Raw genomic sequence first — 25,636 nt, 5'->3', positions numbered from 1 at the left:
TCCTCCTACCTGTTGCCGAGCCTGAGCTAAACAACGGCTAATTATACCCCTGAATGGCGGTAGCGCCAGTATTGTTTCATGGCGTTATAATTGTTGAACGCAGAGAGCGGGCTCATGCGGCGGGGGCTCGATGTCCGCCCGCTCACAATACCACTTTATTAGGGGATGGCCTCAGGCGACGGACGAGTTCACCGCGCTGTGTGGCAGCGAGAGCGCTTACTTCGTGCCACGAAGAATATTGCCTCAAGGCGCCACAGCGGGATGGCCGCCGACGCGACGTCCAACTGGCTTGGCATTACGCGATTGACGGATATGCTTCGATGCTGGCGACTCCGATAATACGGGCCGTTGCCGGACGCACACTGAGATCCTCGCCGCACTCGACATAGAACGGTATCCGGGATGGCCAGATAAACGATCACAAGGGGAGGTATTATGGCACTTCACCTTTCGGCAGATGCCCCGGCTTCAGCAGCAGCCACGCCGCAAAAATATCTCTTTGGCCCGTTCATCGACTTTTTCATGCTTGGCGGCAGCGCGCTTCTGATCCTGCCGGTCCTGTATTTTGTGCCTCTGAGGTACGAAGCTGCTGTGACGCTGACGATGTTCTTGCTCTCCCATCTCATAAACCAGCCGCATTTCGGTCATTCGTACCAGATCTTCTACCGCAATTTCGCGCGCAAGGTGAGCGGCGAGGGCTACGGCCGCAACCTCCAGATCCGCTATATCTTGGCGGGCATTGTCGTCCCGCTGGCGATGATTGCCTTCTTTGCCTATGGCTCGCTGACGGGGAACGCCCGCCTGCTGGGCAACGCAACCAATGCGATGGGCTTTTTCGTCGGCTGGCACTACGTCAAGCAAGGCTACGGCATGCTGATGGTGGACGCCGTGCTGAAGCGCAAATTCTTTAGCGATCAGGACAAGAAGGTGTTGCTGTTCAACGGCTATGCCGTGTGGCTGTTCGCATGGCTGCAAACGAACGTGGTGATCACCGAGCGGCAGTTCTGGGGCTTGGAGTACTACACCTTCGCGGTCCCGCCATGGCTCATCACCATCGCCATGTCGATCGCTGCCGCCTCTTCGGCGGCCACTGCGGTGATGTTCATCAATCGCTGGCGCAAGCATGGCGGGGCGCTGCCCTATAACGGCGTCGTCGCCTATGTCGTGTCCCTCTATGCCTGGATCCTGTTCGTGACGCTGAACCCGCTCTGGCTGCTCGTGGTGCCGGCGCTCCATTCCTTGCAGTATCTGGCGGTGGTCTGGCGCTACCAGACCAATGTCGAGCGCGATCGTGCGGATGCCGTCGAGAGGCCGGGATTGAAGGTCCTGTCCATTCTTGGACCGCGGTACAGGCTGCGCGTGCTGGCCTTCATCGTGGTCGGCGCAATTCTTGGAGCGCTCGGCTTCTGGCTGGTGCCGATGGCGCTGATTGACCTGATTCCCTACGACAAGGCGGTGCTCGGCTCGTCGCTTTTCCTCTTCATCGCCTGGATCTTCATCAACGTGCACCATTACTTCCTGGACAATGTGATGTGGCGGCGCGGCAATCCGGAAGTCTCGAAATATCTGTTCCGCTGAAGGGCAACCCGGCGCTGTCGGGAAGGACCATTCCCGGCACGATCACGATTCATTAACCAAGATGCTGTTCATCGACAGGACGAGTTTGTGAGACGGATGCCCGTCTGCCTTGGTCAAACCCATGCCTTGTCGGGTCGAGCGCTTCGAAAAGAAGCTCCGCATCCGGCGAAGACGTCAAATCGCCCGAAACAGCAACAATGTGCAAGGCATGAATGTGATCGAAAACGAACAGAACGCGCCCGGCGCCTCACAGCGTTGGACATGGTTGCCGGCCATTGTCGTCGCGTTTTTCTGCCTGTGCGTCGGCAGTGCGTCCGCCGAGACGCGCGCCTTGAAGATCCAGCATCTGCATACGGGCGAGAAGGCCGAGATCGTTTTCAAGCGCAACGGGCGCTACGATCAGGCGGGATTGAAGAAGATCAATTTCATGCTGCGGGACTGGCGCCGCAACGAACCGACCAGGATGGACCCGCGCCTGCTCGACCTCGTCTGGCAGGCCTATCGCGCCAGTGGCTCGACCTCCTATATCCATGTGGTCAGCGCCTATCGCTCGCCGGCGACCAACGCCATGCTGCGCAGCCGCTCGAAGGGCGTGGCCCGGGAAAGCCAGCACATGGTCGGCCGCGCGATGGATTTCTTCCTGCCGGACGTGCCGCTGAGGAAGCTGCGCGACATCGGCCTCAAGATGCAGGGCGGCGGCGTCGGCTATTACCCGACCTCCGGCTCGCCTTTCATTCACATGGATGTCGGCAATGTGCGGCATTGGCCGGGCATCAGCCGCCAGGAACTCGCCAGGGTCTTCCCGAACGGCAACACGCTGCATGTGCCGAGCGACGGCAGGCCGCTGCCCGGCTATGACCAGGCGCTTGCCGCCTACAAATCACGCAAGAGCGCCGGCACGCCCAACATCGAACTGGCAAGCGCCGACGGCGGCCAGCGCAAGTCGCGTGGCCTGCTGGCGACGCTCTTGGGCGGGCGCGGCGCCGACGAGGCGGAGGATGTCGCGGAAGCGGCGCCGGCGCCGCGCAAACCGGCCAAGTCCGTTGAACCCAAGACGGCCGGGCAGGTCATCACCATCGTGCCGCCGCAGGATGCCCAGCGGGCGGAGGTGGCTTCTGCCGGTGCGGCTGAAGAACCACTCGCCGAGCAAGAGAGCAAGACGCCTGAAGCGATCGTCATGGCGATGGCGCCCGACACAGTGCCGTTGCCGGCCTTCGCCCCGCGCGCCGTCCCCACGGCCAGCATTCCGACCCCGCAAACCGCGCCGTTCGCAATAGCCAGCGCGTCCACGGCGCGGGGCGAACTGCCGGTGGCAGCCAATGCCGAAATTCCCTTGGCCAAGACGGATGCCGCTCCAGCGGCCGTCGCGCCGGAGATGATGGCGCTCACCGTCCCCTTGCCGACATGGCGGCCGCAAAGCCAGACAAGCCCGGCACGTCAGCCGGATGCGGCCAAATCTGCAGATGCCGTCGCTGCCTTGCTGGCCATGCATCATCCCGACAACGGCTTCGATAGGTTGGCCGGCCAGCGGATTGCAATCCCTGCACCGAAGCCCGAAGATCGTGTCAGGACCAGCCCCAAGGCCGATCGGGTCCAGCCGCATCTCGATCCCGAGACCACTGCCGTCATTGTGCCCGTCGCGTTGACTGGCCGGCCACTTGAGACGGGTCGCGGCATCGCCGGCGGGACCGGATCAGCAGCGGCGCCCGTCATCGCCGCCAATTTCATCCGCACGGCGCCGGAGCAGGTCTATCTCGACGGATTCCAGCCGCGAGGACAGACGTCCGATCACCGCCGCTTCACCGGCTCTGCGGTGAAATTCCTGCCCATCGCCAGCTTCAAATAGGCTGGCCGCGGCCTACGCCACCGACCAGCCGCCATCGACCAATATGTTCGCCCCGGTGATCAGCGACGCCGCCGGCGAGGCGAGGAACACGACGGTTCCCGCCACATCGATCGGGTCGCCGATGCGGCCGAGCGGAATGTGTCCCAGCACATGCGCATGAAAATCCGGCTCGGCGAGCGAGGGGCGCGTCCCGTCGGTCCAGATGAAGGTCGGCGCCACGCTGTTGACGGCGATCTTGTGCTCAGCCCACTCCGCCGCCAGGCAGCGCGTCAGATGGTTGATCGCTGCCTTGGTCATGCAGTAGATCGCTTCACCCTTCAGCGTCACCGTGCCGGCCTGCGAGCTGATGTTGATGATGCGCCCGCTCTTCTGCGCGATCATCAGTTTGCCGACCGCCTGCGCGGTGAAGAACGTGCCCTTGAGATTGACGTTCACCGTCAGGTCGAAATCCTCCTCGGTGACGTTCTCCGCCAGGTTTTCCGGCCCGAGCCCGACATTGTTGACCAGGACGTCGATGCGGCCGAAGGCGGCGTGCGCGTCGGCCACACCTTTGCGCACCGTGGCGAGATCGGTCGCATCCATCTGCACGGCAAGCGCCCGCCGGCCGATGCGCTCGATCTCTGCGACTAGCTCAGCACTGTCGGCCATGGAACGCACGCCGACGATCATGTCGGCGCCGGAGCCAGCGCAGGCCAGCGCGCAGGCGCGGCCGATGCCGCGCGAGGCACCGGTGACCAGCACCACCTTGCCGGCCAGATCGAATCTTGGCGTGAAGTCCGTCATCGCAACCTCCCCTGAAGCTTTTCGGGCCGTACCTGTCGCCAGCGCGTGCATCGGAACGGCCGCTTTTGTTGAAGACTACCTGCTCACGGCGTGAAAACCAGCCGGCATCTGCACCTCACGACAAGAACACCGTTCGTCCCGGGACTTGCCATGCGCCGGCCATCATGATGCCATCTCGCAAGGTAAGATCGCGCCTTGCGGGTTCCGGGGTGGGCGATGCGGTTTGGGCGAATGACAGTCGAAAGGGTGCGCATGTGCGTGGCGGTTGCCGCGGCACTGGTGCTGTGCCTGTGCGTGCTGGTTCCGGCCTACGCCGAGGAGCCGAAGGCGCTGAAAGGCGTCGCGCTCATCATCGGTCAGTCCGACTACAAGCATGTCGGCAAACTGCCCAATCCTGAAAACGACGCACGCGCCATCGAGGCAATGTTCGGCAAGCTCGGCTTCGAGACAACCGTGGCGACCAACCGCGACGCGCGCAAATTGCGGCGCGACCTCGAAGGATTTGTCGACGACGCCGAGGGTGCCGACGTTGCCGTCATCTATTACTCCGGTCACGGCATCGAAGCCGGCGGCGAGAATTTCCTGGTCCCCGTCGATGCCGATATCTCAGCGCTCGACGATGCCGGTGAGAAGCTGGTGCCGCTGTCGTCGATCGTGGCCGAACTCAAGGCCAAGGTGCCGGTTACGATCGTGCTGCTCGACGCCTGCCGCAACGATCCGTTCCCGCCGGGCACGCTGCTGAAGCTGGCGCCGGATGAAGAGGGCAAGCCGATCGGCGCCGGCGGTCTCGGCGAAACGCGCAGCGTCGTGGCGTTGAAGAGCAACGCGCCGGCCAAGGGCTCGGCCGACGACAGCCTCGGCCAGGTCATCGGCTTTGCCGCCGAGCCCGGCAAGGTGGCGCTCGATGGTCCGGCCGATGGCAACAGCCCCTACGCGGCGGCGATCCTGCGCCATATCGACACGATGGGCGGCGAGGAATTCGGCACCGTACTGCGCATGATCGGCGAGGAGGTTTATCTCAAGACCAACGGCCAGCAGCGGCCATGGGTCAATGAGAGCCTGCGCCGGCTGCTCTATTTCGGCACGCCGGCCGAAGCGCCGAAGGGCGATGAGGGCGACATCCTCAGCGAGCGCCGCCGGCTGCTGCTCACCATTGCGGCGCTCCCAGATCCCGAACGCCGCCAGATCGAAACCATCTCGCGCGATGGCGGCGTGCCGATGGACGCGCTCTATGCCATGCTGAAGACGCTCGGCACCGACACACCGAAGGACCCGGCCGAGCTCGACAAATTGCTGCGCGGCCAGACCGAGCGGCTGAAGCAGGTGCTGGCCGAGCAGGCGGCGCTGAAGAGCCAGGACCCGGAGATCGTGCGCCTGTCGAAACTGGCCGATCAGGCGGTGCGCGAAGGGGCGCTCGATGCCGCCAGGAAATTCCACGAACAGGCCAAGGCACGCGTTGGTGAATTGTCAAACACGGTCGACAAGGCCGAAGCCGATCTCAAGGCGCGCCGGCTGGAATTCGCCGAGGTTTTTGGCGACAGCGCAAAAACCTACGAAATCTCCTTCAAGTTTCAGGAGGCGGCCCAGGATTACGGCAAGGCCTATGAGCAGGCCGAGAAATGGGACGATGAGGACGCCTGGTACTACAAGGCGGCTGAGGCCAACGCGCTTTCCCAGCAAGGTACTTTCTCCGGCGACAACGCGTTTTTGGCACAGGCCATCGAGGCCTATGAGAAGAGCCTGACCTATGTGTCACTCGAAAAAAGCCCACGGCAATGGGCGGCCACGCAGAACAATCTCGCCACGACGCTGTCGACTTTGGGTGAGCGCGAGGCCGGGCGCGACAACCTCGACAAGGCGGCCGCCGCCTTTGAGCAGGCGCTGACGGTTTATACGCGGGAAACCTATCCGGACGATTGGGCGTCCACATCAGGCAATCTCGGTACCGTCTATTGGCGGCTCGGCCAGCGCGAGACCGGCACCGTGCTGCTCGACAAGGCGGCCGCCACCTTCCGCGCGGCGCTCGAGGTGCAGGGGTCGAAGAAGGTGCCATTGGAATGGGCGGCAACGCAGAACAATCTCGGCATCGTGCTGTCTGAACTCGGTGAGTGCGAGACGACCAGCGACAGTTTTCGCGCTGCCATCGAGGCGCATCGCGCTGCCCTGACCGAATATAGCCGCGAGCGCGTGCCGCTCGACTGGGCGTTGAGCCAGGTCAATCTCGGTGCCGCTCTGTTTCGCCTCGGTGCGCGCGAGAAGGATGTCGCAACGCTTGGGCAGTCCGTCGCCGCCTACCAGTCGGCGACGGAGGAAATGACCCGGGAGCGCGCGCCGGCGCAATGGGCGACGATTGAGAACAATATGAGCTCAGCGCTGGAGACGATCGGCGAGATCAATGGCGACATCCCGACGCTGCAGCATGCGCGCGAAGCGGCGGAGGCCGCGCTCACCGTGTGGACACGCGAGCATGCGCCGGCAAGCTGGGCCAACGGCCAGCTGACGCTCGGCAATGCCTTGCAGCGCCTCGGCGTGAAGCAGGACGACACCGCGACACTGCTCAAGTCGGTTTCCGCCTATGAGGCCGCGCTCTCCGAATATCCGCGCGAAAAGCTGCCGCTCGACTGGGCCTCGCTGCAGCAGAATCTGGGCTCCGCCTATGCCTCGCTCGGCGATCGCGACACGGGGACCGACTATCTGCAGAAATCGGCAATGGCCTACAGCAAGGCATCGGAAGTCTACACCGCGTCTGCGGCGCCGCTCGAATTCGCGTCCATCGAACACGGTCTCGGCAGTGCGCTGTCGACCTGGGGCGATCGCGCCGGCGACAAAGCGGTGCTCGAACAGGCGGTCGCTGCCTACGACGCCGCGCTCACAGTGCGGACCAAAGGCAGCGCGCCGAAAGACTGGGCAAAGACGCAGTACCGGCTGGGCGCGGCGCTTTCCATGCTTGGCAAATCCAGCGACGGCCCGACCGAAGCGCTCGAACGCTCGGTGACAGCCTATCGTGCGGCGCTTGAAGTGCAGACCCGCGACAGCGATCCCGCCGCCTGGGCAGCGACGCAATGGGGGCTCGGCCATGTGCTTCTGGTGCTGGGAGACCGCGTGCAGGACGGCGATGATTTCAAGCAGTCGGTGACGGCGCTTGAAGCGGCCTTGCCCTTCTACGATCTTGCCGCCGTGCCGCAGGATCATGCTCAGCTGCAGAACGATCTCGGCAGCGCCTATTACTACCTTGCCGGCACGAGCAACGACCCGTCGCTCTACCAGAAGGCGGCGACGGCGCATGAGGCAGCCCTTGCCGTCTATGCCACGTTGCCGGACCGCACGCTGTGGGCCTCCGTCGAAAGCGACCTCGGCAATGCGCGCATGATGCAGGCGAGTGCGGCTTCCGATCCGGACGTCATGGCGAAGTCGGTGCAGGCCTATGAGGCGGCGCTGACGGTGACGACCCCAGACAAGGATGCCGATGGCTGGACCCGCAATCAGTCCAATCTGGCGAGCGCCCTGTCGTCGCTGGGCTACTGGCGCAACGACGTCGCCTTGCTGAAACGCTCGGCCGGCATCTACCGCAGCATACAGGCCGTGCGCACGCAGGCCCGCGATCCCGAACGCTGGGCGACCACGCAGGCGAACCTCGCCAATGTGCTGAGCATGATCGGGGCGAAGGAGCCTTCGCCTGATGTGTTCGACGAGGCGATCGCCGTGAACCGGGCGCTGGCCGACGAGGTTGGCCGCGACCGCGACCCCGACCGCTGGGCGAGCCTGCAGAACGAGGTTGGTTATGCCCTGACGATGGCTGGCCGTTCCGAAAACAACGTCGCCCGTTTCGAGGAGGCGGTGCCAATCCTGCGCGAGGCGATCGCCGTGCAGAAGAAGATCAATTCGGTTCCCGCCGTCGCCTTCACCGAGGACAGCCTGTGCGACGTGCTGACCGATCTGGGCACGGCCCGCAAGGACAAGGCACTTGCCCGGGAGGCGATCGCCGCTTGCCAGGAGGCGCTGGTCATCTTCAGGGATCGCAAGATGGACGATCTCACCGCCGGCTCCGAGAAGAACCTTGCCGAGGCGCAAGCCTTGCTGGCGAGTTTGAACTGACACAGGAGTGCCGCGTGTCCAGTTAGACGTGCAAAGGACGCCCCGGCAAAGGTTTTGGCGTTTGTTGCTCTGGCATCTGCAATGGCGCGTGACACCGTTCAGCGAGAGGCGTATATTGACATAAAGATATCCTTATGTGACATGAATAGGCTTGTCGCCCAAGGGATAGAAAATGTCGCAGAATTCTGCATCGCTGGATGACTTGTTCGGCCCCGTCGCGGCCAAGCCCGACGGTTCCGAAGTGCTTGCGGCGCTGACCGCGGCGGCACGTGAGCGCATTCTCATTCTCGACGGCGCCATGGGCACGCAGATCCAGGGGCTTGGCTTCGACGAAGATCATTTCCGCGGCGATGCCTTCGCCGGCTGCGCCTGCCATCAGCAGGGCAACAACGACCTGCTGATCCTGACGCAGCCGAAGGCGATCGAGGAGATTCACTACCAGTACGCGATTGCCGGCGCGGATATTCTCGAGACCAACACCTTCTCGTCGACCTCGATCGCCCAGGCCGATTATGGCATGGAGGATGCCGTCTATGCGCTGAACCGCGACGGCGCGCGGCTGGTGCGCCGGGCGGCGAAGCGGGCTGAGCAGGAAGACGGCAAGCGCCGCTTCGTCGCCGGCGCGCTCGGACCAACCAACCGCACCGCCTCGATGTCGCCCGACGTCAACAATCCCGGCTATCGCGCGGTGAGCTTCGACGAATTGCGGCTTGCCTATGGCGAACAGTTGCGCGGGCTGATCGACGGCGGCGCCGACATCATCCTGATCGAGACCATCTTCGACACGCTGAACGCCAAGGCGGCGATCTTCGCTTGCAACGAGATCTTCATCGAGAAGGGCGTGCATCTGCCGGTGATGATTTCGGGCACCATCACCGACCTTTCCGGCCGCACGCTGTCGGGCCAGACGCCGACGGCGTTCTGGCATTCGGTGCGCCATGCCAATCCCTTCACCATCGGCCTCAACTGCGCGCTCGGCGCCAACGCCATGCGCGCGCACCTGGCCGAAATATCGGGCGCCGCAGACACCTTCGTCTGCGCCTATCCGAATGCCGGCCTGCCCAATGAATTCGGCAGGTATGACGAGAGCCCGGACTTCATGGCCGCGCAGATCGAGGACTTTGCCAGGGAAGGGCTGGTTAATGTCGTCGGCGGCTGCTGTGGCTCGACGCCGGACCATATCCGCGCCATCGCCGAGGCGGTGAAGAAATATCCGCCACGACCCATTCCAGAGATCGAGCGCAAGATGCGCCTGTCTGGGCTGGAGCCGTTCACGCTTGTGGACGAGATCCCCTTCGTCAATGTCGGCGAGCGCACCAACGTCACCGGCTCTGCCAAGTTCAGGAAGCTGATCACGGCGGGCGATTATGTTCCCGCGCTCGACGTGGCGCGCGATCAGGTCGCCAACGGCGCGCAGATCATCGACATCAACATGGACGAGGGGTTGATCGATTCCAAAAAGGCGATGGTCGATTATCTCAACCTGATCGCCGCCGAGCCGGACATTGCCCGTGTTCCTGTCATGGTCGACAGTTCGAAATGGGAGATCATCGAGGCCGGGCTTAAATGCGTGCAGGGCAAGCCGCTGGTCAATTCGATCTCGATGAAGGAAGGCGAGGAAGCGTTCCTGCATCATGCCAGGTTGGTGCGAGCCTATGGCGCTGCCGTGGTCGTCATGGCCTTCGACGAAGCCGGCCAGGCCGACACCAAGGCGCGCAAGGTCGAGATCTGCACCCGCGCCTACAAGCTCCTGACCGAACAGGCCGGCTTTCCGCCCGAGGACATCGTCTTCGACCCCAACGTCTTCGCGGTCGCCACCGGCATCGAGGAGCACGACAATTACGGCGTCGACTTCATCGAGGCCACCGGCGAGATCACTTCGACGCTGCCGCATGTCCATATTTCCGGAGGCGTCTCGAACCTGTCCTTCTCGTTTCGCGGCAACGAGCCGGTGCGCGAGGCCATGCACGCGGTGTTCCTCTACCACGCCATCCAGCGCGGCATGGATATGGGCATCGTCAATGCCGGTCAGTTGGCGGTCTATGACACGATCGAGCCGGAGCTGCGCGAGGCCTGCGAGGATGTCGTGCTCAACCGCGTGCCGAGCGCCGGCGGCACCGCCACCGAGCGCATGCTGGAGATCGCCGAACGCTTCAAGGGCATAGCCGGCAAGGAAGCCAAGGAGCGCGATCTCGCCTGGCGCGAATGGACGGTCGAGCAGCGGATTTCGTATGCGCTGGTCAATGGCATCACCGAATTCATCGATGCCGACACCGAGGAAGCGCGGCTCGCCTCGGAGCGCCCGCTGCATGTCATCGAAGGTCCGCTGATGGCCGGCATGAATGTCGTCGGCGACCTGTTCGGCGCCGGAAAAATGTTCTTGCCGCAAGTGGTGAAGTCGGCGCGGGTGATGAAGCAGGCGGTGGCGGGTTTGCTGCCGCATATGGAGGCCGAGAAGCTGGCCAACGCCGCCAACGGCATCGACAATGGCGAGCGCCAGACGGCGGGCAAAATCCTGATGGCGACGGTGAAGGGCGATGTCCACGACATCGGCAAGAACATCGTCGGCGTGGTTCTCGCCTGCAACAATTACGAGATCATCGATCTCGGTGTCATGGTGCCGGCGGCAAAAATCCTACAGACCGCGCGCGAGCAAAATGTCGACATCATTGGCCTCTCCGGCCTGATCACCCCGTCGCTGGACGAGATGGTGCACATGGCCGCCGAGATGGAGCGCGAAGGCTTCGACATTCCGCTGCTGATCGGCGGCGCGACGACCAGCCGCGTGCACACGGCGGTGAAGATCCACCCCCGCTACGCCAGGGGGCAGACCGTCTATGTCACCGATGCCAGCCGGGCGGTCGGCGTGGTCTCGGCGCTGCTGTCCAACGACAGCAAGGCGGATTACGTCGAGACGGTGCGGACCGAGTACAAGAAGGTGGCCGACGCACATGCCCGCTCCGAGGCCGACAAGCAGCGGCTGCCGCTGGCCAAGGCAAGGGCCAATGCGCACAAGGTCGACTGGTTAGCCTACGAGCCGCCGAAGCCATCTTTCACGGGCGTAAAGGTGTTCGAGAACTGGGACCTGACCGAGCTCTCGCGCTACATCGACTGGACGCCGTTCTTCCAGACCTGGGAGCTGAAAGGGCGTTATCCCAAGATCCTGGAAGACGAGGTGCAGGGGCCGGCAGCGCGCCAGCTGTTCGAGGATGCGCAGGCGATGCTGAAGAAGATCATCGCCGAGAAATGGTTCGCGCCGCGCGGCGTCATCGGTTTCTGGCCAGCCAATGCCGTCGGTGACGACATCAGGCTGTTCACGGACGAGGGGCGCTCGAAGGAATTGGCGACTTTCTTCACACTGCGCCAGCAACTGACCAAGCGCGACGGCAAGGCCAACGTCGCGCTCTCGGATTTCGTGGCGCCGACCGAGAGCGGCAAGCCTGACTATATCGGCGGCTTCATCGTCACCGCCGGCATCGAGGAAGTGGCGATATCACAACGTTTCGAGCGGGCCAATGACGATTACTCCTCGATCATGGTCAAGGCGCTGGCCGACCGCTTCGCCGAAGCCTTCGCCGAGCGCATGCACGAGAAGGTGCGCAAGGAGTTCTGGGGCTATGCTGCCGACGAGAAGTTAGCGCCGGACGAACTGATCGGCGAACCCTATCGCGGCATTCGCCCGGCGCCGGGCTATCCGGCGCAGCCAGACCATACCGAGAAGGCAACGCTGTTCCAGCTGCTCGGCGGCGAGCGCAATGCGGGCGTCAGCCTGACCGAAAGCTACGCGATGTGGCCGGGCTCGTCCGTGTCCGGCATCTATCTCGCGCATCCCGAAAGCTATTACTTCGGCGTCGCCAAGGTGGAGCGCGATCAGGTCGAGGACTATGCTGTTCGTAAGGACATGCCCTTGGCTGAGGTCGAGCGCTGGCTCGGGCCAATCCTCAACTATGTGCCCGCGCAGTATGTCGAGGCGGCGGAGTAGGGGCGGGAGGCTCTGTCGTCTCATCCTGTCGCCATGGCAAGACACCATGTGCCCATGTAGGCATTTGCACGGATTGCTCGCTCATGGTTCAAGGCGGCGATATATACCGGGCAGCCGTCTTTGCAGTTGGAGCGCCACATGACCGTAGTCACACGCCGCAGGTTTTTGAAAACGACTGCGGTTGCAGGCGTTGGTGGGATTGGGCTCTCGGCCATCGGCAGGCTTGGCAGTTGGGCCGCCGGCAGTCCGGAACCGGTGGTGCTGCAGACGGCGAAAATCCAGGCCAAGCTGATGGATATCGGCCCGACCAAAGACGTGTTGACCTACGGCAATGCCGGCATGCCGCCGGTGCTGAGGATGAAGAAGGGCGAACCGTTCGCGGCGCGCCTGGTCAATGCCATTGATGATCCGACGACCATCCACTGGCACGGCATTCGCGTTCCAAACAAGATGGATGGCGTGCCCTTCCTGGTCCAGCCCTATGTCTACACCGGCGACCATTTCGACTACGCCTTCACCCCGCCCGACGCCGGCACCTTCTGGTATCACCCGCATTGCAACACGCTGGAGCAGATGGGCCACGGCCTGACCGGCGTGATCGTGGTCGAGAATCCGAATGATCCGAAGTTCGACGCCGAATTTGTCGTCAATCTGCGCGACTGGCGTCTTGGCGACGACGCCCAGTTCATCGACCAGTTCCGGCCGCGCGATGCGGCGAGAACCGGCACCTACGGCACGGTCCGCACCGCCAACTGGCTCGACCAGCCGCAATATGACGCGCCGGCCGGAGGCCTGGTGCGGCTGCGCGTCGCGATCACCGACGTCACGCGGATCTATGCCTTTCGCGTCGACGGTGCCGAGGCGACCGTGATGGCACTGGATGGTAATCCGGTACCGCAGCGCTTTTCGCCCGATGCCTTGCTGCTTGGACCGGGCCAGCGCATGGAACTCGCCATCCGCATGCCAGACCAGGAGGGCGCGGTGGTGAGCCTGCGGGACGTCAGGGGCACCAAGCCCAAAATCCTGGCGACCGTGCGGGCGACGGGTAGCTCCCTCAAACGGGATATTCGCGATGTTGCACCGCTGGAAGTGAATCCGGTGGCGGAGGTGGATCTCACCGCCGCCCAGCATATTTCGCTGGCGCTCAGCGCCACGGCGGAAAACGTCCCGAGCGACGGCATCTGCGGTTCGCTTGGCTACAGTTTCTGGGCCATCAACAAGGTGCCGTGGCCAGGCGATACATCCGATCCGACCGCACCGCTGGCCGAATTGAAGCTCGGCAAGAGCTATGTCATCGACATGGAGAACCTGACGCCGCAATCGCATCCGATGCATCTGCACGGCATGAGCTTCAAGGTGCTGTCGTCGTCGACGCGGCCGGTGCAGTCGCTGATTTCCGACACCTACCTCATCCAGCCCAACGAGAAGGTTCAACTCGGCTTCGTCGCCGACAATCCCGGCGACTGGCTGCTGCACTGCCACATCATCGAGCACCAGAAATCGGGCATGACGAGTTACGTCAGGGTGGTTTGAGGTCACATCAGGCGGTTTCGTTGACAAGAGAGGGCGGTTCCCTGCTATTGCCGCCTCCAAATCAAGAACCATGGACGCTCGCGTATGACCAATGTCGCCCTGACCGGGCTTGCCCGCGATCTTGCCAAGCGTGCCGCCGAGGGCCGCCCGGTTCGCATCGGTGTTATCGGTTCGGGCGAAATGGGCACCGACCTGGTCACGCAAGGCATGCTGATGCCGGGCATTTCGGTTTGCGCCGTTTCCACCCGACGTCCGCACACCGCGCGTGACGCCATCCGCATCGCCTATGGCGACGAGGCGATGGCGGTCGAAGCCGACACCGCGTCGAAAGTCACCTCGGCAATCGAGGTCGGAAAAATCGCTATCACCTCGAATGAGATGCTGGTCACCAATCCATTGATCGACGTCGTCATCGACGCCACGGGAAAACCCGGTGTCGCCGCCGATTTCGACCTGATGGCGATGGAGCATGGCAAGCATCTGGTGATGATGAATGTCGAGGCCGATGTCACCATCGGCTGCTATCTCAAGCAGCAGGCCGACCGGCTTGGTGTCGTCTATTCGGTTGGCGCCGGCGACGAGCCGTCGAGCTGCATGGAGCTGATCGAATTCGCGTCCGCGCTCGGCCTGACCATCGTCTCGGCCGGCAAGGGCAAGAACAACCCGCTCAACCACAATGCCGTGCCCGACGACTATCGCGAGGAAGCGATCCGCCGCAACATGAACCCGCGCATGCTGGTCGAGTTCGTCGACGGCTCCAAGACGATGGTCGAGATGTGCGCCATCGCCAACGCCACCGGCCTGGTGCCCGACGTGCCCGGCATGCATGGCCCGAAAGCCGACCGCGACGACCTCGTCAAGGTGCTGATCCCGCGTGAGGATGGCGGGGTGCTCACCAAGAAGGGCGTCGTCGATTACACCATCGGCAAGGGTGTGGCGCCCGGCGTCTTCGTCATCGTCGAGGCGACGCATCCGCGCATCATCGAGCGCATGGACGATTTGCATATCGGCCACGGTCCTTATTACAGCCTGTTCCGGCCCTATCATCTGACCTCGCTGGAAGTGCCGCTGACCGCTGCCCGCATCATGCTTTTCGGCAAGCCCGATATGGTGCCGCTGCCACGGCCGATCGCCGAGGTCTGCGCGGTCGCCAAGCGCGACCTCGCTGCCGGTGAGACCTTCGATGCGATCGGCGAGACCTGCTACCGCTCCTGGACCATGACCGTCGGCGAAGCCCGCGCTCAGCGCGCCGTGCCGGTCGGCCTGCTCGAGGGCGGCAAGGTGCTGAGGCCGGTCAGGAAAGGCGAATTGCTGACCGCCGACAACGCCGCGCCCGACCAGACGACGAGGCTGTTCGCCTTGCGCCGGCTGCAGGACGAGATGCTGTACGGGGCGAACTGAGGTCTTACTTTCCCAACTCAATCGACCGCAGCCGCGCCGCCTCGACTGCCTGCGTCAGCAGATTGGTCAGCCGGTCCTCACCCATCAGCACGCCAAGCGCGGCTGCCGTCGTGCCGTTGGGGCTGGTCACCTGCTGGCGCAGCACGCCCGGGTCTTCGTGGCTTTCGGCGGCGAGCGAGGCAGCGCCGTAGACGGTCTGCATGGCGAGCAGCCTGGCGGTCGCCGCCGGCAGGCCTGCCTTCTCGGCGGCCACTGTCAGCGCTTCGATGAAGTGGAAGATATAGGCCGGTCCCGATCCCGACACGGCGGTCACCGCATCCATCAGGCCTTCGTCGTCGATCGTGGCCACTTCGCCGCTGGCCGACAGCAGGTCGGCGACGAAACGCTTGGTATCATCGGACACGAGCGGGTTGGAAAACACCACCATCATGCCCTTGCCGATGGAAGCTGGCGTGTTGGGCATGCAGCGCACGATCGGCGCGCGGCTGCCGAGGATGTCTTCGAAGGTCGCCACCGGCGTTCCGGCGGCGACGCTGACAAAGGTGGTGCGGCCGTCGCCGAAACGCTTGTAGGCGGCCGTCACGTCGCGGATCACCTGGGGCTTCACCGCGATGACGACGAGATCAGGCACGGCGTCGCCGGGAATATCGCTGGCATCAGCAGCCGTGGTGCAGCCGAGTGCGGCGGCGCGCTGGCGCAGATCGGTATTGGGCTCGACCACGAAAACCGCCGATGGCGCGAGCTTGCCGGATTTCAGCCAGCCCGAGAGCATGGCGTAACCCATATTGCCGCAGCCGGCGAGAACAAGCCTGATCGTCATCGAGAGCCCTCCGAAGGATGGCTTTGACATAGACGCTCACGCTTCAGGGGGAAAGCCCTGTCAGGCGGGGTGCGAAGGGCCACGCACTGCGATCGGCCGCAGCGACACTTGTCTGAGGCCAAGCACGCCGAGCACGAAGAACAGCCAGACCGGGTCGCCGCGATGGAAGAAGAAGCTTTCGAGGAAAGCGTTCAGCGCGGTGAACAGCACCACCATCATGAAGAAGTCGCCGAGAAAGATGTTTTCTCGGCGCAGCGGAATGCGCATGTAGTCGCGCAGCGGCGCGATGAGGAAAGTGTAGACCGCGACACAAAGGGCCGGGATGCCCATCAGCACGGCGATATCGAGATAGCCGTCATGGCCGTGCACGATGGTCCTGATATCCCAGGGCCGGTCGAAGGGCTGGTCCTGGTTGAGCAGCAGCGGCGTGCCCCAGAAGCTTTCATAGCCGTAGCCGGTCCACGGCTTCTTCGCCAGCATCGAGCCGGCGAACTCCCACAGCGTGGTGCGCCCGGTATAGGTCATATCGGGGAAATAGATCGCCGCCAGATGTTTGACCGGCGGCAGGAAGACGATGCCCAGCGTGCCGACCGCGGTGGCGATGATCGCCAGCGCAAACAGGATCGGCGTGCCGAGGCGCATGCCCATCAGGCTCGGCAGCACCACGATCAGGATCGAGAACGGCACCAGGCCGGCGGTGGTCTTGGAGCCGGTGTGCAGCATGAAGATCATCGCCGCGCAAAAGATCCCCGCGCCCCACCAGCGCTGCCCGCGCCGGTAGAGGTAGAGGCCGGCGAAGCTGAGACAGGCCATGATCGGGCCGGCGATGTTCTTGTGGGTAAACACGCCGCGCCACAGGCCGGCATGTTCGGGCTCCTGCGAATCGGCGGTGTGCATCGCCTCGTGCGGAAAGACGATGAGGCCGAGATAGGAAAGGCCCATGACCACGACCGCGGTAAAGATGATGACTTTCGAAAAGGACTCGGCATCGCGCGGCAGCGCCAGGATCGTCGCCATCGTCAGGATGCCGATCATGGTGAAGGACGCGGCGCGCATTGCCGAGGGCGGGTCGGTCGCCAGCACCACCGACAGGAAGAAGAAGCCCAGCATCAGCACCCAGGACGGGCTGAGCAGCGAGCGCACGATGCGTGGATCGGCAAAGGCCATCAGCGAGAAGATCGAAACGGCGCCGAGCGAGCCGAAGCCAAGCTGGTTGACGATGTCGCCGCCGTCGCCGGTGAGTTCGGCGCCGGCCGGCTGGAACGGACGGAACGACACCATGATGACGGTGAACAGAAGCGCGGCGATGGCGGTCGCCACGCCGTCGCGCGTGAACGCGTCGCTGAGCGGCGCGCGCTCAGTTTTTCTCGGGCTGGCGATACTGCTCATTGGCATATCCGAATTCGGCCATCACGCGGCCGAGCGCCACATGGACGGGGTAGATGGCGATTGCCGGCGATCCGGTCCGCACCAGCCGGATCAGGCCGCGAAGCGGCGCGGCGGCAAGCAGCGCCAGGCTCTTCGCGAACACTTTGGCGCCGGCCAGCGGCGTGCCCGCGCGCTTCTTCTTTTCGACCCGTGTCGAGATCACGCCGTTGCGCAGGCTGCGGGCCCGGATCCAGTCGGCCTCGACACGCCGCGCCGGAACGGTTTCCCGCACTTGTCCTTCGGCACACCAGCCAAGCACAAAACCTCTTTGTGCCGACCGGCTGAGAAAGTCGGAATCGCCGCCACCCATGAAATTGAATTTGAGATCGAGGAAGGGCGGTCCCATGGCGATCAGCACGTTGCGCCCGACCAGGAGATTACCGGACGAATAGAGCGCCGGCACGCGTCCCGTCTCCCGGTAGGGCGGCGCGAAGACAGGATGTTCGGCCCATTTCGCATGGGCGGGATCAGCGAAGACGGGCACCTGCGGGCCGCCGACAATATCGACGCCGAGCGTTTCGGCAGCCGCGCACATGCGTTCCAGCCAGTGCGGATCGGCGATCTCGTCATCGTCGATGACCAGCAGATGCCTAAAGTTCGGGAAGTGCAGGATCGCCGTCTGCCAGCCGGCATTGTAGGCGCTGCAATTGCCGCGCTCATGCGCGATGATGACCATGCCCGGCATCTCGCCGCGCTCGAACAACGGCAGCACCGCCTTGGCGCCGTCACGCGCCTCGGCTTCGTTTTCCATGACGATGACGGCAAAGCGCCTGCCGGTCTGCTGCGCGCGCAGCGACGCCAGCGTTTCCAGCACCTGTTCGGGCCGCTTGAAGGTCGGCAAGGTGATGACCGCTTCGACAGCCTCCACGTCAAGCCGGGGAGACCGTCCAGCGATCGATACCGAACTATCCGATGGCAAAGGGATCATCCGTGTCCAGCCACATGGTGAGTCGCGTTCTGGTAGCACCACGGTGATAAGCTTTCGTTAATCACCTTGCACGGAGAAGCCCGTCAGGCACGGGCTTTCGGGCGTTGATTGTGCTCGCTTAATCAAGGGTTCACCGCGCTTTGCTACCGGCTACACCACAGGATAGGTGAGATGCATCTGCTGTTCGCCACATCGATCGTGCCCGACGGTGCTCTCGCCTCGGGCTACGAGATCGCCAATGCTGCGATCATCGCCGCTTTGCGGCGCGCCGGCGCGCGCGTCACGGTGATCGGCTTCACCTGGCCCGGGAAAGCCGCGGCCGACCCCGAAAACACCGTGGTGCTGGGTTCCATCGACGTCCGCACCGAAAGTGCCTCCGCGCCGCAAAAGCTCGCCTGGGTCGGCAAGGCGATGCTGTCGGGCCTCACCTTCGCCTCGGTCAAGCTGCGCGCGGTGTCCGACCGCGATGTCCAGGCCGCTCTCGAACAGGCCGGTCCGTTCGATGGTTACGTGTTGAATTCCGTGCAGTTCGCCGGCGCCTTTGAAAGGCTCTTCCAAGACCGGCCTTCGATCTTCGTCGCCCATAATGTCGAGCATCTCTCGGCGGAGGAGAACGCTGCTGCCGCTGGCGGCCTCTTCCAGCGCCTGTTGTTCCGCCGCGAGGCAAGGCTGCTCAAGATCGTGGAAGAGCGCCTCTGCCGCCGCGCGCGCTTTGTCTTCACGCTGGCCGAGGAAGACCGCACGGCACTCGGCGCCGCCTCCGGCGACCGCTCGGCGGTGTTGCCGCTGGTGACCGGCGCCAAAGCGCCAACACGGAAAGGCCCACGCCAGATCGACTACGATGCTGCTTTGATCGGCACCTGGACCTGGCAGCCGAACCGCATCGGCCTCGATTGGTTCCTGGGCAAGGTGGTGCCGCATCTGCGGCCCGATTTCCGCATCCGCATCGCCGGCCACATGCCCTCCGGCGTCAGCTCGACGCATCCGGGCGTCGAGCTTGTCGGCCGTGTCCCGGATGCAAGGGCGTTCGTGTGCGGCGCGGCCGTCATCCCGCTGATCAGCACCGCCGGCAGCGGCGTGCAGCTGAAGACCATCGAGACCTTCGAGCTTGGCCTGCCTTCCGTCGCCACCAGCCGCTCGCTGCGCGGCATCGACCACCGCCCCGACAATTGCGTCGTCACCGACGATCCAGCCGGTTTCGCCAGGGCCCTGGAGACCGCGGCGGCCGATATCCGGGACGTCGATGGCAGCGCGTTCCATCGCCAGCAGATCAAGGCGCTCGATGCCGCCATCGTGTGCGGCCTCGAAAAGCTCGGGGCGGTCAGGCAGGAGGTGTTTGCATGAATATGCACACCGCCCGCGCCGCCTTCGGCCTCGACAGCCTGAAGTCGATCCTCGGCATCTCGGTGCTCGCCATCCGCTGGGATGATGCGATCGCTCTGCTGAACCGGCTGATTGCCGAACGGCGCTTCACCAAGGTCAGTTTTCTCAACGCCCACAATGCCAACATCGCCTGTACCGACCCGGTCTTCGCCAAGGCGCTCGACGATTTCCTGATCCTGCCGGACGGCATCGGCGTCGATCTCGCCGCCAAGATTCTCTATGGCGCGCCATTTCCGGACAATCTCAACGGCACCGATTTCGTCCCGGCCTTCCTGCAGGCCTCGACGCGGCCGCTGACCGTCGGGCTGCTCGGCGCGACGCGTGTCAACGCCGAGGCGGCGTCGGTCAAGCTGGCCGCCCTTGCCGTGCAGCACAATTTCGTGGTCATTCATGACGGCTATTTCTCCGCCGCGCAGGAGCCGGAGATCATCGGCCGGATAGCATCGTTGCGGCCTGACATGCTGCTGGTTGCCATGGGCGTGCCGCGCCAGGAACTGTGGATCGCGCGCCATATCGACGAACGCCATTGCACCATGCCGGTCGCGGTCGGCGCGCTGCTCGATTTCCTGAGCGGCTCGGTGCCGCGCGCGCCGCTATGGATGCGCCGCCTGCGCCTGGAATGGCTGTTCCGGCTGGCGGTCGAGCCGGGCCGGCTCTGGCGCCGCTACGTGGTTGGTAATCCCGTGTTCCTGTGGCGGGTCGTCAAACAGAGATGGTCGCGTGGAGCCGAAGCCGCCGGAGAGCTTCGTTGAACAAGCGGTTCGTTCCAGACGCTCTTGCCGGCCCCGGTCTGTTGCCGAAGACGCCGACGGCCGCGGTGGTAACGGCAAGCTACGCGCCGGACTTCGAGCGCTGCCGGCTGTTGTGCGAGACCCTCGACCGGCATGTCTCAGGCGCGGCGCACCATTACATCCTGGTCGAACATCGCGATGTCGCGCTCTTCCGTCAATTGGAGACAGACCGGCGCACCGTTGTCGATGAGCGGGACCTGCTGCCGCGCTGGCTGCGCGCCTTCGACGATCCCCTCAGCCTGTTTCGCCGGCGTGTCTGGCTCAGCCTGAAGACCCAACCACTGCGCGGCTGGCACGTGCAGCAGTTGCGCCGCATCGCCATCGCGGCGCATGCCAGGGAAGACGTTCTGGTCTTCTGCGATTCCGACGTTGCTTTCCTGAAGGCGTTCGACTGCGCCGCCTTCTGGCGCGACGGCAAGGCGCGGTTGTTCCGCCGCGACGGCGTGCTTGCGGATGAGGGGCATGACGAGCATCGCATCTGGTCGCGCAATGCGGGTTCGGCGCTCGGCATCGACCCGTCCCGGACGTCGGTCCACGATTACATTTCGACGCTGATCGCCTGGCGCCGCGACACCGTGCTTGCCATGTGCGGCCGGATCGAGAAGGTGCATGGCCGCGACTGGGTCGAGGTCGTCGGCTCGGCGCGCAGATTCTCCGAATGCATGATCTATGGCCGCTATGTCGACGATCTGCTCGACGGAGCCGGCCACTTCCACGGTTCGGAAGAATTCTGCCGTGTCCACTGGACGGGCAAAGCGCTGTCGGACGACGAGTTCCGCCGCTTCGTTGCCGGCATGGCGCCGGAGCAGGTGGCGATCGGCATGCAATCCTTCATCGGCACCGATATCGGCCGCATCCGCCGCCTGATCGGGCTGGATTAGCCTGCGCAGGAATCCAGGTCAGGCCGGCCTCACCTGAATTCAGATCGCCTTCGCCGGCTTGCGCATTGCCGAATAAGTCAGCAGCATCGAGGCGAGATAGAGCAGCAGGAAGACGATGTTGAGTGACAGAACCAGCTTCGACGTATCGGAGATGGTCGTCAGCACATAGGTCAGCAGCAGCGCCTTCAATGCGGCGAGCAGACCGAGATTGAGCGCCCGCACCAGCGTCTGGCCGCGCGCGAAGAGAAGCTCGGCCTGGTATTCGACCAGATTGCGCAAGCCCGGAACGCAGATCGCCAGCGCCACCAGCGGTGCGGCCTCGGAGACATTCCTGCCGAGCGCGTTGGGGAAGAAATGCAGCACGATGCCAAGTGCCAGCAGCGCCAGCGTCGAAACGAGGAAAACGCCGCCCTCTATGCCGCTCTTGACCGTCAGCCGCGACAACAGGTCCGGCGCGCGCATCATGCGCTGCACCAGCATCATCGAGAAGGTGCGGATCGGGATCGCGGTCAGGTCGACCAGCCGCATGATGATGGCATAGATACCGGCCAGATGCGGGCCGCCGATCGCCAGCACCAGCAGCTTGTCGAATTCCGATTGCAGGTAGAACAGGATTTCGGCGCCGGCAACGTAGAGGGAATCGGCAAGCCGCCTGAGATAAAGTTCGATGCGCAGCCGCAACCTTTGGCGCGGATAGAACCAGCCGAAAGCCAGAAGCAACGAGGCGGCGTTGGCACCGATATAGAACCACGACCACACCCAGATGCTGTGCTGCGCCGAGACCATGAACAACACCGCGCCAAGCGCCCGCAGCGCCGTCGCCAGGATCGCCAGTACGGCCGCACGGCCGAACTTGCCCAACCCGTTGTTGACGATCAGGGCCACCTCCACCGGCCGCCACAACAATGCTTCGGCAAAGACGATCGCCGAAAACACCGACAGCGGCACGGTGCCAGCGAAGAAGATCAGGTAGACGCCGAACGAGGCCGCGGCCAGCAGCGGCAGCGAGACGATGCCGAGCAGCAGGAAGCCGGCGGTGAAGGTGCCGATCAGGTTGGGGCGGATGGTGGCGGTGCGATAGAGCGCCGAGATAAAACCGAAGGCCAGGATCCGCGACAGCATCACGCCGGCCGCCGAAGCGGTGGCGAACATGCCGAATTCGGAGATGGACAGCGTGTTGGCGAGCGCGATGAAATAGGCGAGTGAAAACACCAGTCGCCCGCCGGCGCCGCTGATCGCAGAAAAATAGTCGCGCACCAGCCCCCGTCGCTCGGCCACGAAAGTGCCGATCCGGGCGAAAGTGCGCCTTTGCGGTATGCCGCGAGCTTCGGTCATGTCTGGGGAAGCCATAGGCGGCAAAGCTTAACGTGCCGTTTTGAGGCCCGGATGCGCTGAAATTCCAGCACTTGAGGTTATGAAAAGCTTACACGCCGGCCTGCCAAAATTAACCTTTTGTTTCCTATGCTTGTTTAGCGTGACTTAACGAATAGCCGACCGCCGCTGCCAAGCGGCCAAAGAGTGAAGCTCCAAGACAATGGTCGACAGGGAAAACCGTGAAGACTGGAGGCGCGAGCGTTCATTGCTGGCGCTCGGCCAGGCCATGCGCGGTGAGGATGACGCGTCCCTGGTCTCGATAGGGGACCGGGCGGATTCGGCCTGGCGCGAGGATGCCGCCACGCGCCATCGCCTTGCCCGCTCCCGGCGTGAGGCGCGGACGAACCCAACGCCATCCGCTGCCGCCGGAACAGAACGATTCCAGTCGGATGAGCAGCCGGAAGCGGCTACACAGGACGACGCCTGGCGCTCGCAGGACGACACCGGCACCAGCGATCTGCCGCCGGCCACGCCGTACGCACGGTCGGCCGCTGAAGAACCGTCCGGCAGTGCTCGGTCTCATGAGACCTCTGGATCCCGCTATGGGGGCGAAGCGAATGCGTCCTTTAGCGATCGCAGGGATGATCAGCAGTGGAAGCCGCTGATCGATCCGATGCAGGTGGTGCGCGGCATTGCCAGGTCGAAGCTGCTGATCATCACGACGACGCTGATAGGTGCCGGACTCGGCATCGCCATCGCGCTGTCGACGCCGAAAAAATATGAAGCCACCGCCGAACTGATCGTCGATCCGCGCGACCTCAAGCTCACCGACCGCGACCTCACCCAGAATGTGGTCGCCTCCGACGCCACGCTCGCCATCGTCGAAAACCAGGTCAGGGTGCTGACCTCCGGCACGGTCTTGAACAAGGTCGTCGACAAGCTCAACCTGGCCAACGATCCGGAATTCAACGGCCAGGGTGCCGGCGGCCTCGGCATCCGGTCTCTCATTCGCTCGATTCTTCCGCACCAGGATGGCCCGAGCGGCGCCGACGAGGTTCGCCGGCGCGCGCTTGCCGTCGGCAATCTGGCCGAAAGCCTCTCGGTCGAGCGCGGTGGCAAGACTTTCGTCATCACCGTCAGTGCGATCACGCAGAATGGCGAGAAATCGGCTCTCATCGCCAACACGATGACGGACGTGTTCCTGCAGACCTTTGGTCAGATCCAGTCGGATACGGCCGGCCGCGCAACCGATGAACTGACGGCAAGGCTCGATGAACTGCGCAAGGGCGTCGAGGTGGCCGAGCGCAAGGTCGAGGAGTTCAGGGCCTCGCATGATCTTGTCGACGCACAGGGCCATTTGATCAGCGACGACGAGATGCTGAAGCTCAACGAACAGCTCTCGGTTGCCCGCGCCCGCACGCTGGAGCTGAATGCGAGGGCGGCTTCGGCGCGCTCGATCGACGTCAATTCAGTTCTCTCCGGGACCTTGCCGGAAGAGATCAACTCCAACACGATGAGCGATCTGCGCTCGCAATATGCCACGCTCAAGCAGGAGGCCGACCGTGCCGCCATCCGGCTTGGCCCGCGCCATCCTGAACTCCAGGCGCTCAACGCACAGATCGCCGGCGCGCGCGACCGCATCGCTGGCGAATTGCGCCGCATCGCCTCCTCGCTGCAGGTCGATCTGAAACGCGCTGTCCAGCTCGAGCAGGATCTCTCCTCCCGCCTTGCCCAGCTCAAGGTCCGCAGCGGCGACGTCAACAACGATCTGGTGTCGATGCGTGAACTGGAGCGCGAGGCCGCCGCCAAGCGCTCCGTCTACGAACAATATCTGCTGCGCGCCAAGGAGACCGGCGAGCAGAAAGACATCAACACCGCCAATATGAACGTGATCTCCAAGGCTTTTGCGCCGCTCGAGGCCAAGGGGCCGTCGCGAGCCTTGATGGCACTTGCCGGCCTGCTGCTCGGCTTTGCCTCTGGCGTTGGCCTTGGCGCCATGCGTGGGGCCTACGAGAGCCTGCGCGAGACAGCGAACTCGCGCTCGCGCCGCGACCGCAAGGCGCCTCTTGAGGAGCAGGCATTCCGTGCCGCGCCGCCGCCTGCGCCACCAATGCCGGCAGCGCCGGTGCCTCCGCCTCCGCCACCTGCATCGCTGCCGCCTGCATCACCACCGCCCTTGGCACAGGCCGAAGCCGCTCCCGTCGAACGGCCCGGGCGTATCGCCGTGCTCATGGCGAAGCTGCGCAATGCCTTGTCCCGCAAGCCCTCCACAGAGGCGGACAACGACGAGTTCGCCGCCTTTAGTGGAAACACGCAGCCGGCGGACGCTGCCATATCCTCCGGCGTCCCGAACCCGGATTCCGCCTTCATGCCTCGGCCGTCGGGCTATGCGCGGCCGCCTTTCCCGCCAGCCTTCGATGCCACTTATTCGGGGCCGATGGGGCCGCCGTCGCGGTCGCCCCTGATGCCGCCGCCCATTTATCCGGCTCCGCCGCCCTATCCCCCTGCACAGCAGGCGGGCTATCCGCAGATGCAGCCTTGGCAGCCGCAGCCGCCGGCAGGTTCCCCCTATACACAGGCCATGGCGCCCTATGCCGGGCATGTGCCATATCAGCAGCCCGCTCCGCCGCAACCATCGGCCTATCCAGCCCAGCCACCGGGTGAGCCTTCGCCGGTAGAGGAAAGCGCCGAACAGGCGCCGATCGAGGAAATTCGCGCCAGCCTGCGCGAATTCCGCGAGGCGGTCCGCGAACTCACCGAGAGCCGCTCCCGCCGCCGCTACTTCTGAGCCACAAGATACATTGCCGAGGCCGAACAAAACCATCCCGGTTTTCGCGTAAACGGCATGGGACGGCGCTTTGGCGGGATTGCGT

The 25,636-nt window shown here is 64.1% G+C and carries 15 protein-coding genes; 10 read left to right on the top strand and 5 right to left on the bottom strand.

Translation table 11 applies throughout. From position 1 onward, the window contains the following. The first annotated feature begins 435 nt into the window (after nt 1–435). Nucleotides 436–1,578 carry a hypothetical protein gene (locus DBIPINDM_RS10925; protein ID WP_258585728.1) on the top strand — a complete coding sequence of 381 codons (1,143 nt, stop codon included), beginning with the start codon at nt 436–438 and terminating at the stop codon, nt 1,576–1,578. Nucleotides 1,579–1,786: 208 nt separating this feature from the next. Further along, nucleotides 1,787–3,424, top strand: coding sequence for a DUF882 domain-containing protein (locus tag DBIPINDM_RS10920; RefSeq protein WP_258585727.1), 1,638 nt, complete (start codon nt 1,787–1,789; stop codon nt 3,422–3,424). A 12-nt stretch (nt 3,425–3,436) separates the two neighbouring features. Here the strand turns inward: DBIPINDM_RS10920 and DBIPINDM_RS10915 are convergent, their stop codons facing one another. Beyond that, entirely contained in the window at nt 3,437–4,207 is a 771-nt protein-coding gene (locus tag DBIPINDM_RS10915) for an SDR family NAD(P)-dependent oxidoreductase (protein ID WP_258585726.1), read from the bottom strand. Between the two features lie 231 nt (nt 4,208–4,438). On the opposite strand from DBIPINDM_RS10915, the gene DBIPINDM_RS10910 reads away from it, so the two are divergent. From DBIPINDM_RS10910 to DBIPINDM_RS10895, 4 genes are all read left to right on the top strand, one after another. Next, on the top strand, nt 4,439–8,302 hold the full coding sequence (locus tag DBIPINDM_RS10910; RefSeq protein WP_258585725.1) for a caspase family protein: 3,864 nt from the start codon (nt 4,439–4,441) through the stop codon (nt 8,300–8,302). Between the two features lie 172 nt (nt 8,303–8,474). Further along, nucleotides 8,475–12,284: a methionine synthase gene (gene metH, locus DBIPINDM_RS10905; protein ID WP_258585724.1), complete on the top strand. Its 3,810-nt coding sequence runs from the start codon at nt 8,475–8,477 to the stop codon at nt 12,282–12,284. Between the two features lie 138 nt (nt 12,285–12,422). Next, entirely contained in the window at nt 12,423–13,817 is a 1,395-nt protein-coding gene (locus DBIPINDM_RS10900) for a multicopper oxidase family protein (RefSeq protein ID WP_258585723.1), read from the top strand. 84 nt (nt 13,818–13,901) lie between these two features. Then, a complete protein-coding gene (locus DBIPINDM_RS10895) occupies nt 13,902–15,218 on the top strand; it encodes an NAD(P)H-dependent oxidoreductase (RefSeq protein ID WP_258585722.1) in 1,317 nt (438 codons plus the stop codon). A 4-nt stretch (nt 15,219–15,222) separates the two neighbouring features. Here DBIPINDM_RS10895 and proC read toward each other — a convergent pair whose 3' ends face one another. Genes proC through DBIPINDM_RS10880 form a run of 3 tightly spaced genes read right to left on the bottom strand, consistent with a single transcriptional unit; the run spans nt 15,223 to nt 18,394 of the window. Further along, on the bottom strand, nt 15,223–16,038 hold the full coding sequence (proC, locus tag DBIPINDM_RS10890) for a pyrroline-5-carboxylate reductase (protein WP_258585721.1): 816 nt from the start codon (nt 16,036–16,038) through the stop codon (nt 15,223–15,225). A 60-nt stretch (nt 16,039–16,098) separates the two neighbouring features. Then, entirely contained in the window at nt 16,099–17,427 is a 1,329-nt protein-coding gene (locus tag DBIPINDM_RS10885; RefSeq protein ID WP_258585720.1) for an O-antigen ligase family protein, read from the bottom strand. Next, nucleotides 17,396–18,394 (bottom strand): glycosyltransferase family 2 protein, encoded by a 999-nt coding sequence (locus DBIPINDM_RS10880; protein ID WP_258585719.1) that lies wholly within the window; start codon nt 18,392–18,394, stop codon nt 17,396–17,398. Before DBIPINDM_RS10880 ends, DBIPINDM_RS10885 begins: the two co-directional genes overlap by 32 nt. Before the next feature lie 171 nt (nt 18,395–18,565). On the opposite strand from DBIPINDM_RS10880, the gene DBIPINDM_RS10875 reads away from it, so the two are divergent. Genes DBIPINDM_RS10875 through DBIPINDM_RS10865 form a run of 3 tightly spaced genes read left to right on the top strand, consistent with a single transcriptional unit; the run spans nt 18,566 to nt 21,449 of the window. Continuing rightward, nucleotides 18,566–19,738, top strand: a complete 1,173-nt coding sequence (locus tag DBIPINDM_RS10875) for a glycosyltransferase (protein ID WP_258585718.1) — start codon at nt 18,566–18,568, stop codon at nt 19,736–19,738. After that, the gene (locus tag DBIPINDM_RS10870; RefSeq protein ID WP_258585717.1) at nt 19,735–20,529 is read left to right on the top strand and encodes a WecB/TagA/CpsF family glycosyltransferase; all 795 of its coding nucleotides are present in this window, start codon (nt 19,735–19,737) and stop codon (nt 20,527–20,529) included. Before DBIPINDM_RS10875 ends, DBIPINDM_RS10870 begins: the two co-directional genes overlap by 4 nt. Further along, a complete protein-coding gene (locus tag DBIPINDM_RS10865) occupies nt 20,526–21,449 on the top strand; it encodes a DUF6492 family protein (protein WP_258585716.1) in 924 nt (307 codons plus the stop codon). The genes DBIPINDM_RS10870 and DBIPINDM_RS10865 overlap by 4 nt, the downstream gene beginning before the upstream one ends. 39 nt (nt 21,450–21,488) lie before the next feature. Here DBIPINDM_RS10865 and DBIPINDM_RS10860 read toward each other — a convergent pair whose 3' ends face one another. Continuing rightward, nucleotides 21,489–22,784, bottom strand: coding sequence for a lipopolysaccharide biosynthesis protein (locus DBIPINDM_RS10860; protein WP_258585715.1), 1,296 nt, complete (start codon nt 22,782–22,784; stop codon nt 21,489–21,491). 199 nt (nt 22,785–22,983) lie between these two features. On the opposite strand from DBIPINDM_RS10860, the gene DBIPINDM_RS10855 reads away from it, so the two are divergent. Further along, nucleotides 22,984–25,551 (top strand): GumC family protein, encoded by a 2,568-nt coding sequence (locus tag DBIPINDM_RS10855; RefSeq protein ID WP_258585714.1) that lies wholly within the window; start codon nt 22,984–22,986, stop codon nt 25,549–25,551. Nucleotides 25,552–25,636: the final 85 nt, after the last annotated feature.

This window comes from Mesorhizobium sp. AR02 (assembly GCF_024746835.1).
In the GTDB taxonomy this organism is placed as follows: Bacteria; Pseudomonadota; Alphaproteobacteria; order Rhizobiales; family Rhizobiaceae; genus Mesorhizobium.
Note: the sequence above shows the minus strand (reverse complement) of the source record. Positions and strands in the feature narration are given on the sequence as shown.